The following is a 14,490-nucleotide window of genomic DNA, read 5'->3' as shown; positions in this document are numbered from 1 at the left end:
TGATGAGTTATTAACTAAAGTGCCAACAGCAACTAATCCTGAACAAATTAAAGCTTGGTATAATGGTTATAATTTTGGTGGGGAGATCATCTATAATCCATGGTCGATTATGCAATGTTTGGCTCATAAAGGCAAGCTTGACCATTATTGGCTTGATAGTGGGGGGACGGGTCTTGTTGATAAAGCATTATTGTCAGATGGAATGCAGGAAGATTTACAGAGCTTAGCTGCCGGAAAGGCTATTATCTCACCGATTGTCAAACAAATTAGTTTTGCTGATATCAACAAACCAGTAGGATTATTTAGCTTGTTGTTATTTAGCGGTTATTTAAACCCTGTTGCTAAAAAACCAGAAGAAGATATTTACGAATTGTCGGTACCAAATAAAGAGGTACGATATATATATAATGCCAGAATGCTCCAATGGGTAACTGATCAGTTACAAATCGATCACTCTCGATATTATTCTTTTGCTACTTTGCTGCCGGCAGGTAAAATAGAACAATTTAAAGAAAGATTGCAAGAATTATTACTCAATGCTACTAGTTTTTACCAAACTGGCGAGAAAAAAGCCGAGCTATTTTATAGTGGTTTTATGCTAGGTTTGATTAATACTTTAGCTTCCGACTACATAATAGACAGCGAAAGAGAGACTGGTAGCAGTAGGGCTGATATTATGTTGATACCTAGAGCTGGAAAGCAAGACAATGCCATTATTATTGAATATAAAATATGCAAGTCTGCTGATATTTTAGAATCTGTTGCCAAAGAAGGGCTAGATCAAATAGCAAAAAAACAATATGAGGCTAAAATAAAAGAATACTCCCATGTTCAGAAAATCATCAAAATTGCTATAGCGTTTCGCGGTAAGGAAGTGGCACTAGAATATCAAATAGCTCAGGTCTCTTAGGCACAACTGTTGAAAGTTAGAAAATTACAACTAAAGATTGTATGAACATAAATATGTCCTCAAGCCATCATTGCGAGGAGCAGCTAAAAGCGGCGACGCGGCAATCCAAGAAAAAGTGAATAGAAAGGATTGCTTCGTCGGTCTGGCGACCTCCTCGCAATGACGGTTTTTCAATTATTGTTTTCTTAAACTGACGCTTATGTGTTCCATCGCTCCTATAGTTAATTCAGGAGAAGTTGATGCTAGGAGCGATGGAGCGACGCCTATAAGTAATAGGCGAGCGACGAGTGACAACGTCACCAACTTCTCATCAATTGACTATACCTCAATTATGTTATTAGTTTCATCAGTGTTGTCACTGATTGTGTTATTGGTATTTTTTATTGTATATTAAGTAGTTTTTTATTGATTTTTAATCAAGGAAGGCATAGAGTTAGAGTCTGTTTTTTGTTTTTCGGAAAGCCCCTGAGGTTAGAGTGAAACTATAGTCAATTCAGGAGAATTTGGGGCTAGGAGCGATGGAGCGATGCCTATAAGTAATAGGCGAGCATTGAGCGACGACGTCACCAACTTCTCATCAATTGACTATAGTTTCACTCTAACCTTGGTGGCTTGACATTACACTACATAGTATCGTCTTCCAGAAATGCTATTATTTTTCCACATAGTAAATTATTGATCATAAGAAAATAGTAAAAAATGTAGAGTATGATACTCAACTCTTAATAACGTAAAATAATAAATTATGAATTTTATTGATGAAGCTAAAATATATTTAAAAGCGGGTAATGGTGGTGATGGAGCAGTTAGTTTCCATCGAGAGAAATATATTGATATGGGAGGACCTGACGGTGGAGATGGTGGTCGTGGTGGTAGCATTATTTTCAAGAGCAATTCTCACCTTAATACTTTAGTAAATTTTAGGTATAAACTACATTTTAAAGCAGATAATGGTGAAAATGGTAAAGGGTCAAACCGAACTGGTAAATCTAAACCAGCTTTACTCTTACAAGTACCAGTTGGAACGCAAATATTTACTGAACATAATGATATTCTGCTATATGATTTTACTGCAGATGAACAAATTTTTGAAATAATTAAGGGTGGAAGAAGAGGGCTTGGTAATAGCCATTTTAAGTCATCCATCAATCAAGCTCCGCGACGTAGAACTGAAGGTATCGTAGGAGAAGAAATGTGGGTAAATTTACAGCTCAAACTACTTTCAGATGTTGGTCTTATAGGTTTACCTAATGCAGGAAAGTCAACTTTTCTTGCAGCAACAACATCAGCAAAGCCTAAAATTGCTGATTATCCATTTACTACACTAAGCCCAAATCTTGGGGTTGTTTATGTGGATGATGAAGAATTTGTGATAGCTGATATCCCAGGTTTAATAGAAGGAGCCCATTTGGGACATGGGCTTGGTGATAAGTTCCTAAAACATATTGAGAGGTGTAATTTATTGATTCATCTGATATCAGCAACAAGTGATAATTTGTTGGCTGATTATCAAACTATTAGGAATGAGCTTGAATCATATTCAAACTTATTAAAAAATAAGACAGAAATAATCTGTTTAAATAAGTGCGACGTTTTGTCAGCGGAAGAAGTTCAGGAGAAAATTACCGAATTACAAAAAATTACTAGTGAAGAAATTTTTGTAGTTTCTGCCTATACAAGAAGTGGATTGAATATGATAATAAAAAAAGCTCTTGAAAACATAAAAAGTACCAGACTATAAAATTAATCTTGTTGGACACTGTGAACAAAATCTAAATGAAGAATCTTCAATGAAAATAGCGACTTGGAATATTAATTCGATAAGAATGAGACTACAACATTTACGTGATTTTTTAACAGAAGTAGATCCCGACATTGTTTTACTACAAGAAATAAAGTGTGGGACTGAAAAATTTCCTTTTGATGAGCTATCGGATTTGGCATATAACTTCTATGTGCATGGTCAAAAATCCTATAATGGCGTTGCTATTTTATCAAAATTTCCAGCTGATGAAGTAATAAAAGACTTCCCTACCATTAATTGTCTAGATCAAGCACGACTGATAGAAATCACTGTACAAACCCCAATAGGTTTTTGTAGCATTACTTCATTATATGCCCCTAACGGTTCATTGGTAGGTAGTGATAAATTTGAAATGAAATTAAGATTTTATGACGATTTAACTAATTATTTACAAGCTAAGAAATCTCTTGATACTAAGATAATAATTGGAGGAGATTTTAACATTGCTCCTTTTGATATTGATGTATACTCAGCAAAGGAGTTACAAAATACTACTTGTTTTACTAATGAAGAAAAACAACGATTGAGAATTATTTTAAATTCTGGGTTTGAAGATTTATATAGATTATCAAACCCTACTAAACAAGAATTTTCTTGGTGGGATTATAGAGCAGGTTGTTTTGAGCAAAATAAAGGTATGCGTATTGATATGATACTTGCCTCGAGCAATGTTGCAGATTATTTAGATAATTGCTACATGTATTATAATTTACGAGCTAAAGTTAAACCTTCTGATCATATACCCGTTGTTGCTATCGTCAATTCAGGAGAATTTGGGGCTAAGAGCGACGCATAGGCATCAGTTTAAGAAAATAAAGTAGAAAAGTCGTCTATTAGCGAGCCACCGTAGGTGGCGTAGCAATCCATTTCTAATCACTTTTCTGGCTTGCTTCGTTGACCTTACGGTCTCCTCGCAATCTGATGTATCCCCACGAAATTGTTGCAAAATAGCAAGAATTGATAGAATATCTTCATTATTTAATGATGATGGAGATAGTAGGTTATGGATGTAAAAACAGTATTAAATGAAGTAATAAAAGAACATTGTCCTTTTATACATAACAATCGTTTAAATGCGTTACTTGATGTTGCAGAAGGCTTGCGATATAGTCAGAATTTGTCTTTGAGTGCAATTGGCAGGAACTTGAGTGGTGATAGTAAAGTAAAACATAAAATAAAAAAAGTTGATAGATGTATAGGTAACAAACATTTATATAACGAGGTTGATAATCTCTATAGTGCTTTATCATATTTCATATTTGAGTTTATCAAGCATTCTAATGATGACAGTGTTGTGATTGATTTATGTTATCTTAAAGATGATCGCATGGTACAAATGCTAAGTGCTCAATTTTGTACAAGAGGGATGAGTTTACCTTTGTATCAAGATGTGTTTGAAGAAGGTGAATTAAAGGGCAGAACGGTAGAATTTCTAAATAAATTAAAGAGTATAATACCTGATGGAAAAAGGGTTATTGTGATTATGGACGCTGGCTTTCATATTGAATGGTTTAAGGAAATAGAAAAACAAGGGTGGAGTTGGGTGTGTCGGGTACGACAAGGAAAAGATTTAAAATTAGCTAAGAATGAGGATTGGATATCAGTTGAAAATTTCATGCCATCAATTGGTTCAAAAACGATGGAATGTGGTACGATTCTGCTAACCAAAGCTCATAAATATTCCTGCAGAATGGTTACAACTTGCAAAGTCCCTAAGGGTCGAGTGCAGAAGGTTAGCAGGAATCGTACTAGCAGTAAAACAGCAAATGGTTCATATAACAAAGCTGCAAAAGAACCTTGGATATTGGTAACTAACTTAAGTTCTGATGAATATAAGGGAGCGGAAATAGTGAGGTTATATAGCAAACGTATGCAAATAGAGGAGACGTTTCGAGTGATAAAAAGTCATCAATTTGGTCTTGCTGGAAGATATATTCGAACTTTAGATGTGAATAGATGGGGAGTTTTAATGTTACTATCTGCCATTGTTATTATAACATATTGGGTTATAGGTGTGGTAGGCTATAGCCAAGGTATGCAAAGAATTTTCCAACCTAACACAGTAAAAGATAAAAAGATTTATTCGTATTTTACCCTTGGGAAATTTATTATTGAATTTAATTATTTGCATGCCATAAAACCATTGGTAGAACCCCTGGCATCTATTATAAAGACGGAGCTTTGTCGTGCTTAATTTCGTGGGGATACATCAGCTCGCAATGACGGTTTCTCAATTATTGTTTTCTTAAACTGACTCTTATGCACCGAAACGGGGAGTAACAATAGAACCATTAAAATAAAAAGTATAATTTTTACTATTTAATACTATTTTTGTATTAGTGTGAGTATATATTTAGGGTATTATAGTCAATTGATGAGAAGTTGGGAACGTCGTCGTTCAATGCTCGCCTATTACTTATAGGCGTTGCTCCATCGTTCCTAGGCTCTGTGAACAAAATTTAAATTACTAGATTTCGACTCTTTTTAGCTGCAAATTATAAGATTTTTTTGAAATAGAACTAACTATTCCGGCAAAAATCTTATTAATTTTCGCTTAAAAATACTCAAAATCTAAACAATTAAAATTTTGTTCACAGAGCCTAGGAGGCTATCGGAAATAAATATAAGAAAAAGTTTTTTATGACCAATGATGCTAAAATAGAACATATAGATTTTGGTAATGCACTATCAGAGCGTTATCTCTCTTATGCTCTATCAACAATTATGTCAAGATCCTTGCCTGACGTTCGTGATGGGTTGAAACCAGTCCATCGTAGATTATTATATGCTATGCTGCAATTAAGGTTAGAACCAGCCTCAGGCTATAAGAAATGTGCAAGAGTTGTCGGTGATGTAATCGGTAAATATCATCCGCATGGTGATGGTGCAGTCTATGATACATTGGTACGTCTTGCCCAAAGTTTTTCTCTCAGATATCCATTAATTGATGGGCAGGGAAATTTTGGTTCTATTGATGGCGATAATGCAGCAGCTATGCGTTATACAGAATCAAGAATGACAGAAATTTGTACCTTATTAATGTCAGATATAGAGCAAGATACTGTTGATTTTCGTGCTACCTATGATGATTCAGATACTGAGCCAGTAATTATGCCTGCTATGTTTCCTAATTTATTGGCTAATGGCTCAGAAGGTATAGCAGTTGGTATGGCAACCAGTATCCCCCCACATAATTTACATGAATTATGTGATGCACTACTATATTTAATTGACCATCCTGAATCAAAGGTCAACGATATTTTGCAGTTTGTCAAAGGTCCTGACTTTCCAACAGGGGGCATAATTGTGGATAGAATCGATTCTATCCACCAAGCCTATAGTATAGGACGTGGTAGTTTTAGAGTAAGGGCAAGATGGGTCAAAGAGGATTTAAGTTATGGTTTATATCAGATAGTAATTACTGAAATACCTTATCAAGTACAAAAATCTAAACTTATCGAACAAGTAGCTGGTTTGTTAAAAGACAAAAAAATTCCTTTGATCGGTAATATCAGGGACGAATCGACAGAAGATATAAGGTTAATTATTGAACCTAGAGATCGTAATTGTGACCCTAATGTAATTATGGAGTCATTATTCAAATTAACTGTTCTAGAAAATAGAATCCAGCTTAATATGAATGTTATAGGTTCAAATAATATTCCTAAAGTAGCTAATATACTGGAAATATTGCAGGAATTTTTATTACACCGACAAAATATTATTACTCGTAGATCCAAATTTCTTATTGGCAAAATTGAACATAGATTGGAAATTCTTAAAGGTTTAAGAATAGCTTACCTAAACTTGGATGAAATAATCAAAATTATTCGTGAAGAAGATGAAGCTAAACAAATAATGATCACTAAATTTAGTTTAACTGATCTGCAAGTTGAAGCAATTCTCAATACAAGGTTAAGGTCTTTAAGAAAATTGGAAGAACAAGAAATTATTAACGAACATACTTCGCTGGAAAAAGAACATGCAAATCTGCAGAAAATTTTACAGGATCCGAATGAATTAAAGAAAATAGTTAAGAAAGAAGTAAAAATGGTGCAAACAAAGTTTGGTTTTACTACTAAATTAGGCATGCGTCGAACTAGTTTTGAAGAGGCTAATATTGTCGCTCAGATTGTTGATATTTCAGCCTTCATAACCAAAGAACCTATCACCATAATATGTTCCAAAATGGGATGGATTCGTTCTTTGAAAGGTCATAATAATGATTTATCAACTGTAAAATACAAAGAAGGCGATGCAGAAAATTTTATTCTTGAGGCTTATACTACTGACAAAATCCTTATATTTAGTGCATCGGGGCGTTTTTTCACTATTCTCGGTGATAATATATTTAGAGGGAAAGGCAATGGAGAATCGATAAAGCTGATTATAGATATTGGTAATGAAGAAATAGTGAGTATGTTTGTTTATCAGCCCGCTCAAAAACTTTTACTAGCCAGTAGTATTGGCAAAGGATTTATTATTGATTCAGATGAAGTAGTAGCCCAAACTAAACTTGGTAGGCAAATTATGCAAGTTCCTGAAAATCATTATTGTATTACTTGCTTACCGGTAGATGGTGATTGTCTTGCTTGTATAGGTGAGAACCGGAAATTATTAGTATTTAATCTCAATGAAGTACCAATAATGAAACGAGGACAAGGCGTAATTCTGCAAAAATTTAAAGAAGCCAAACTGATGGATGTTAAGATATTTGATAGTAGTTTAGGATTAAGCTGGAAAATAGGAGAAAAGACTAGGGTAGAGAAAGATCTTTTACCATTTCGTGGACGACGAGGCTCTGTTGGCAAGATTCCTCCTAGTGGATTCCCTAAAAACAATAAATTTTCTTAGGAGGAACTACCAATATGAAGTATTATAGTCAATTCAGGAGAATTGGGTAGCAGAAGCGATGGAGTACATAAGCGTCAGTTTAAGAAAACAATAATTGAGAAACCGTCATTGCGAGGAGACCGTAAGGTCAACAGCAATCCAGAAAAGTGATTATAGTCAATTGATGAGAAGTTGGGGACGTTGTCGCTCAATGCTTGCCTATTACTTATAGGCGTCGCTCCATCGCTCCTAGCCTCAAATTCTCCTGAATTGACTATAGAAATGGATTGCCACGCCACCTACGGTGGCTCGCAATGACGGGTTCTCAATTATTGTTTTCTTAAACTGACGCTTATGCGATGGAGCAATGCCTATAAGTAATAGGCGAGCATTGAGCGACAACGTCACCAACTTCTCATCAGTTGACTATATACTATTCCCTCTAGGGCGGCTATTGCTTTTAATAGCAAGAGATGTAGAAGGACGACAAGATGTAGTGGAAAGAGTTGTAGATGTGCTACCAATTATTTCTCTCATACTACGAGCTTTTTGCTTGATTTTTTCGATGTTTATTGTTTCTGCTTGCCCCTCACGTAATTTTGCTCCCATATCTTGAGATTGTTCAGTAGTAAGAATCTTCTTGCCTTTTGCCATTTTAATTAAATTATCTACAATGAAAGGTCCACAATCTTTATCGTTTTCTTGTTGTTTAGTCTTTAAATCAACGATTTTAGCATTATCAGGGCAAATTTCTTTAATCACCTCTACTAACTTTGATCTTTGCTCTATCTCCGTTCCCATAGGATCATTATAGGTAAATACTGTTTTATCATCCTTATCCTTAGTAATTGCTAAACTAACCCAGTGTTCATGTCCCGTATTAATTGGCATAACAGCAGAGTCTTTTCCACTATTATTTACTGATGCTATAGCTTCAAGCATAACATGTCGTAATATTTCATTGTTATACTGATCAAAAGCTAGGGATACAGCTGGTTGGATAGAAACATTTTCGTTTAATGAGGCTTTTAGTAAATTGGATATATCCAAATCATTATACCAATAATTCTCTTTTGTTAGATTATTTTCCTGAGAGGATTCTACCTTGTTTTGTTTTGTTGGTATCGGTATAGCTTTTCTCCCTTCATTTGCCATTTGTTTAAAAGCATTGATAACTCTCTTAAGGACATTCTCTGGTTTATATTCATTTAGATTTTCTTGCATATCATGAACAGTTACGCTGTTAATGCCAGGAACAGCTTCCCTTTGTTTAACTTCAGCAGTAATATCAGAACTTCTTCCCTGACCTTGACCTAATGGGATGCAACCATTAGTGAAATTTTCAATGGTGTATCCCTGTTGAAGCGGTACAGTATATTTAGCTTGCTTGGCAAGATTCTGAAGTTTTTGCGGCTCAGATAGGTCAAAATATATATCAATAGGATTTATTTCTGTTCTACCAATATCTTTTTGGAATTGTTGAGATAATTGTGATATATAATTTTCCAGTTTTTTAGCTCCACCAACTTTATCTTTTAAAATTTCTTCAACTTCTAACTTAATACCTAATTGTTGATCTTCGTTAATGATATCAAATTTGTTTGCAATAATATTAGCTACATCATCGATAGATGAAGGATTGCTGGCTATAATTACCCTAGTATTACCTAAGTCTTTTGCTGCTTTTACTACCTCAGTTAATCTCTCTTTATTAGGTAATCCCCCTGACAATAATATATTAGGAGGTCTGTTTAGAATCTCTGACTCTATTAAATTGCTAACTGGCATAGATTGGATGTGCGAAGTTTTTTCTTTTGCTACATGCTTTTCAGCCACAGCCCTAATTTGGTCATTATCATTGGCAAAAAACACATGATTGACCCCGGTAAGAAGAGGTTGCCAACTAGATTGTAGATTTTGAGCTTGTGAGTTATAATTGCTAAAGGTTAAACAAACCTTGACCCCTAAGTTTTTTAAATTCGTTAAATCATCTTCATCAAATAACGGTTTTTCCATATTTGAATTAAATTGTATATTAAGTATGGGTGTTTTTCCTAGATTCTCAGCTTTATCAAATATTTCACTTACTATATTTTCCTTATCTAGTTTACCATCTTGCATGTGGGGTTTAAGCTCAATAGTTGATATTGCTGAGCTAATTTTAGACATATTGGTACTATGCTGAATTTCTTGGCTTTCATGGCTACCGCCAATATTAAATAACACTACATTATTTTCTCCTTCCTTTGCTAATGACATATGTACCTCTAATTAACTATAATATCCAATGGCTGTCAGTTTAAACTAAAAAACAAGCAAGGTCAATTCTTCAAAGCAAAACAGCATATTAGTTGTATAATAATCTCACCCTCTTTAATAATATACTATTATAAACATGCACTAATATATTATTTATTGGTAGAGTTGATTAAATGGTAATAGTAATTGGCTATAAAAATAATATAGGGGAAAATAATGCATTGGAATGATGTTGACGAAATTGCTATGAGTTTAGAAGAAAATTATCCAGATGAAGATATATCTGAATTAACACTAAAAGATCTTGAGGACTTAATAAAATCATTGAGTGATTTTGATGACCACGAAATTGAAACAAATAAAGAGGTGTTAAAAGAGATTCTTGAAGCTTGGAGAGAAATGAAAGATGGTCATTTTGAGAATTAATAGCAAATTTCCCAATTCTTCCTACTATAACCTCAGTTTGATGTAAGAGGAAGGTTGAGATTGTTTAATTTTCCAAAAGCTACAGAAATTTTATTAGGCTTAAAAACATAGGCAAGCAGTCCAGCTAATACGTTAGTTTGAAAATTCATAACAGATCTATGGCTTGTATGGTCTATATGACAAAGGTTTTTTAGTTGATCGTTAATGGTTTCAATAATATACCTTTTATTTAAAAACCGCTTTTTAATAGGATCTATTATTCTTTCTTTCATATTACTTTTAATTTTTGTTATTAGTTCTAAAGCTTGATTAGCAAGGGATTGAGTGAGTTTTTTACTGATATACCCACGATCACCAAAAAGCCAGCCTTGTAATTTATCTACTAAATTTTCTACCACTGCTCTATCATCAACATTTCCTGGAGTTAAAGAAAAACTCATAATCTCTCCGCAACTGTTAATGACAATATGTAGCTTACAACCAAAGAACCACCCAGTGGAAGTCTTACCTCTTTTTGCTATGTCTTTGAATACTTTATGTCTATTAATTCTTAAATTATGGCAAGCAGGAAGTTTAGTAGAGTCGATATAATATTGACCAGTTTGTTTTCCTGATAGGCTTTTTAGCAGTAATACCATGGGCATGAAGCTCATTGGCATTAACTGAACAAAACGACTATAGCTCACAAGTTTTGGAAATTCCTTTCTATAACTTTGACATAGGCAGCATAAATAAAAATCTTTAAAGGTACGGTAGTGACTCAAGTGAAACATTACTATAATAGTAATAATCTCTGAGAGTCCTATATATAGTACCCTACAATTTTGAGAAGATGAAGAAGAATGGTTGATTTAGAGTGGTGTGAAGTAGTATAAGGTAGGTATTTTTATAACAAAATGCATAATATAATACTTCAAGAATTGATTTTATATATAGACGGAAATAAATCAAGATTAAAATATTTGGTTGGTATGGTAATTAGTTTGCTGACGGGCAGCTCAATTTATCAAAAAGGTTTAGCACTTGGTATTTTAGGTGATGCTAAAGCGACGTCAAAAACTCATAGAATTTATCGTTTTTTAAAAGATTTTAATTTTGATTATATGAAGGTTGGCTATTTGCTATTAAGCTTTTTTGCTTCAAAAAATTATGTCGTAGCAATGGATAGGACAAGTTGGAAATTTGGTAAATCCGATATTAATATTTTATTTTTAGTAATGGTAATTGGTAAAATATCGGTGCCAATATTCTGGAAGACTTTGTCGCATGGTGGCGGGTGTTCTGCAGAATTTATGAAGGAATTTTTACAGAAATTTATTAATAATTTTGGCGTTGAAAGAATAAAATATTTGCTTGCTGATAGAGAATTTATGAATAAAGAATGGTTAGACTTTCTGATAAATAACCATCTAAAGTTTGTTATTCCATTAAAAATGGATCATAAAATTCGTCTTACAAAAGGTTTAAGAACTTTAACCATTGAAAGAATATTTAGTGATGTTAAAGCCTTAGAGTATAGGGCTTGTAGTGGTATATTATGGAATAGAAAGGTTAATTTTACCGCATATAGAAATGATAAGAGCGAGCTGATGGTTCTGGTGTCTTCAATTGAAATAGAGCAAGATATTTTTGCTTTATATAAATTTCGTTGGAGTGTTGAACGACTATTTTTGCACCTAAAAAGCGGTGGTTTTGATATTGAAAAAAGTCACATTGTAAAATTGGATAGATTTGAAAAATTATTAGTGATAACTGCTATTGCTTCAGCTTTAATAGTCAAAAATGGAATAATACAAAATGCCTTAAATCCCATCCGAATAAAACGGTACAAAACCATTGAAAGACAATTGTTTTCATTATTTACCTATGGCTTTGATCATATCAAAAATGCTTTTTATCAATCTACAACAGCCATAACGCAGCTAATATCCACATTATTAATACCTCCCAAACAAAAACTTTTTTCTATCCTAATACCATCTTTACAAAAATTGTAGGGTACTATGGTGTTAGATTCTCACCAAGGCTAGTTACTTCTGATTTACCAACTATCTTACGATGACGACTCCAGCTATCAGCTTTATATTTAAATTCACTAAAAAAGCGTTGCTTCTCTTTGCTAATTGTGAAGGCTTCGTTAGATTGTTGCATCAATGGCTCAAGCAGCTTGTTGAGTCTAGTATTTTGGGCTATTCCGACTATATATTTTACATTATTTTCATCACACCAATCCAGCATCTGATGACGACAAAATCCACCATCACCACGAAAAATAATCTCTACTTCAGGCCACGATTGACGAAAACGCTTGACTAATAGAGATAATATTGCCCAGCTATGCTTTGCTTGATCTAGCTTTGAGCTGCGAAGATTGCTTACTAACAGCTTTTTTCCACAAAAAACATATAAAGGTAGAAAGCAATTATGACGATAATATCCATGATAAAACTTCCCCTCTTGATTGCCATAAATTTCATCATCAGTGGCATCAAAATCAAGTATTAATTGTTTCGGCACGGTTTTATGAGATTCGACAAACTTGTCAATCATCACCTTATGAGCTTTAAGAGCAAATCCACGATCTGCTTTATTTTCTAAACGGCATAAAGTAGAGCTACTAGCCATATCGTCCAGTGTGTCTATACTTGTTTGCAAAGCTGGACATTTTCTTAAATTATCGTGATCATTTAAATCTTCATAACCAAGAGCAATACCATAAATACGCTGTTTGAGCATTGTTAAAATAGTATGAGTAATTTTATCAGAATCTCGCTTATCAGGAAAAATCTTAGCCAGTTCATTAGTTAGACCAAGTCTTTTATCTGCTTCTCTTAGCAATAATACACCTCCATCGCTACTAATATTACCTCCTGTGAAATTTATTTCTATTTGACGATTTTTTACTTTCGATTGGTAAATTAATCCTGTACAATTTGTCATGGCAAAACCCTCTATGTAATCTTCTTTTAACACTGATATTATATAGTATTACAAGGGTTTTGTCTCTATTCTTTCATGCAATATTCAGGCTAGCAAGTTGTAACCATTCTGCAGGAATATTTATGAGCTTTGGTTAGCAGAATCGTACCACATTCCATCGTTTTTGAACCAATTGATGGCATGAAATTTTCAACTGATATCCAATCCTCATTCTTAGCTAATTTTAAATCTTTTCCTTGTCGTACCCGACACACCCAACTCCACCCTTGTTTTTCTATTTCACGTCAGTTCGGGATAAGATATAGATGAAATAGTAATAGATAAAAGGATTGTCAAAAAGGAGTGCCTGCAGTATTTATATTTTTAAACAAAAAAACAAACTACAGGCATGAAAAAAGATATCACAGAATTATATAGTTTTATAGATGATTTTTGTAAAATTTATTTGGAGTATGAACAGAGAAAGTTATTACCATCAAATAAGCAAAGAAATCGCTGTTGTAGCATGAGTCTAAGTGAAATGTTAACAATAATAATTATGTTTCATACATCCTATGCTAAGAATTTTAAATTTTTCTATAAAAGTTATATAGAGTGCATGCATAAGGATGATTTTCCCAAAGCCTTGAGTTATAATAGATTTGTTGAATTAATGGCACGATTATTCATACCGCTAAATATGTTGATTCATTTGTTGTTTGGTGAGGAAACAGGTATTTATTTTATTGACTCTACAACGATTAAAGCTTGTCACAATAAAAGGCGTTATAGCAATAAAGTTTTTAAAGGATTAGCCAAACATAGTAAATCCTCTATGGGGTATTTTTATGGTTTTAAATTACATGTAATAATCAATAATAAAGGGGAGTTTATGGCATTAAAAGTGACCAAAGGCAATGTAGATGATAGGGTTCCAGTACCGGAGTTAACAAAAAGATTAACTGGAATTATAGCAGCTGATAAAGGTTATATTAAGCAAAATTTGTTCTTAAATTTATATGAAAGAGGCTTAAAAATGATTCATGGAATTAAGAAGAATATGGAAAATAAATTAATGGATTTGAAAGAAAAAATCTTACTTCGAAAGCGTAACTTAATTGAAACAGTTTTTGATTATCTAAAAAATAAAATGAACCTTGAACATACTAGACATAGATCACCAATAAATGCCTTTGTCCATATATTATCTACTCTTGTTGCTTACTCATTAAAGAAAAATAAACCTTCAACAAAATTTGATTTTAATCTACATGTTCACAATATCCTTATCCCGAATTGACGTGTAACGGTTTGTTTTTGGTAGTAGTCATGATTATAA

General features: G+C 33.4%; 11 protein-coding genes and 1 pseudogene. 9 read left to right on the top strand and 3 right to left on the bottom strand.

Translation table 11 applies throughout. From position 1 onward, the window contains the following. Positions 1-109: 109 nt before the first annotated feature. The 6 genes from NBW66_RS14775 (at position 110) to parC (ending at position 7,568) form a co-directional block, all read left to right on the top strand. Entirely contained in the window at positions 110-910 is an 801-nt protein-coding gene (locus tag NBW66_RS14775; protein WP_348539309.1) for a PD-(D/E)XK nuclease domain-containing protein, read from the top strand. A gap of 199 nt (positions 911-1,109) precedes the next feature. Further along, a complete protein-coding gene (locus tag NBW66_RS03275) occupies positions 1,110-1,304 on the top strand; it encodes a palindromic element RPE2 domain-containing protein (RefSeq protein WP_250311740.1) in 195 nt (64 codons plus the stop codon). A 351-nt stretch (positions 1,305-1,655) separates the two neighbouring features. After that, a complete protein-coding gene (gene cgtA / locus NBW66_RS03270) occupies positions 1,656-2,651 on the top strand; it encodes an Obg family GTPase CgtA (RefSeq protein WP_250311739.1) in 996 nt (331 codons plus the stop codon). Between the two features lie 49 nt (positions 2,652-2,700). Beyond that, positions 2,701-3,510, top strand: a complete 810-nt coding sequence (gene xth, locus NBW66_RS03265; protein WP_250311738.1) for an exodeoxyribonuclease III — start codon at positions 2,701-2,703, stop codon at positions 3,508-3,510. 207 nt (positions 3,511-3,717) lie between these two features. Beyond that, entirely contained in the window at positions 3,718-4,908 is a 1,191-nt protein-coding gene (locus NBW66_RS03260; RefSeq protein WP_250311083.1) for an IS4 family transposase, read from the top strand. 446 nt (positions 4,909-5,354) lie between these two features. After that, positions 5,355-7,568 (top strand): DNA topoisomerase IV subunit A, encoded by a 2,214-nt coding sequence (gene parC / locus NBW66_RS03255; protein ID WP_250311737.1) that lies wholly within the window; start codon positions 5,355-5,357, stop codon positions 7,566-7,568. Between the two features lie 405 nt (positions 7,569-7,973). On the opposite strand, the gene NBW66_RS03250 is transcribed toward parC, so the two are convergent. Continuing rightward, on the bottom strand, positions 7,974-9,806 hold the full coding sequence (locus NBW66_RS03250) for a Ulp1 family isopeptidase (protein ID WP_250311736.1): 1,833 nt from the start codon (positions 9,804-9,806) through the stop codon (positions 7,974-7,976). Positions 9,807-10,022: 216 nt separating this feature from the next. On the opposite strand from NBW66_RS03250, the gene iscX reads away from it, so the two are divergent. Continuing rightward, positions 10,023-10,232, top strand: coding sequence for a Fe-S cluster assembly protein IscX (gene iscX / locus NBW66_RS03245; protein ID WP_250311735.1), 210 nt, complete (start codon positions 10,023-10,025; stop codon positions 10,230-10,232). Between the two features lie 32 nt (positions 10,233-10,264). On the opposite strand, the pseudogene NBW66_RS03240 reads toward iscX, so the two are convergent. After that, positions 10,265-11,047: pseudogene (locus NBW66_RS03240) on the bottom strand (IS982 family transposase); the annotation flags it as partial. 81 nt (positions 11,048-11,128) lie between these two features. On the opposite strand from NBW66_RS03240, the gene NBW66_RS03235 reads away from it, so the two are divergent. Next, positions 11,129-12,229 carry a transposase gene (locus NBW66_RS03235; protein WP_250310912.1) on the top strand — a complete coding sequence of 367 codons (1,101 nt, stop codon included), beginning with the start codon at positions 11,129-11,131 and terminating at the stop codon, positions 12,227-12,229. A 4-nt stretch (positions 12,230-12,233) separates the two neighbouring features. Here the strand turns inward: NBW66_RS03235 and NBW66_RS03230 are convergent, their stop codons facing one another. Continuing rightward, positions 12,234-13,205 (bottom strand): IS1380 family transposase, encoded by a 972-nt coding sequence (locus tag NBW66_RS03230; protein ID WP_250311733.1) that lies wholly within the window; start codon positions 13,203-13,205, stop codon positions 12,234-12,236. Between the two features lie 355 nt (positions 13,206-13,560). Here NBW66_RS03230 and NBW66_RS03225 point away from each other — a divergent pair, with 355 nt between their 5' ends. Further along, complete coding sequence (locus NBW66_RS03225) at positions 13,561-14,451, top strand: IS982 family transposase (protein WP_250310582.1); 891 nt, start codon at positions 13,561-13,563, stop codon at positions 14,449-14,451. Positions 14,452-14,490: the final 39 nt, after the last annotated feature.

The sequence above is a fragment of the Rickettsia endosymbiont of Oedothorax gibbosus genome (assembly GCF_936269705.1).
In the GTDB taxonomy this organism is placed as follows: Bacteria; Pseudomonadota; Alphaproteobacteria; order Rickettsiales; family Rickettsiaceae; genus Tisiphia.
This window is presented reverse-complemented; position numbering and strand designations above follow the sequence as displayed.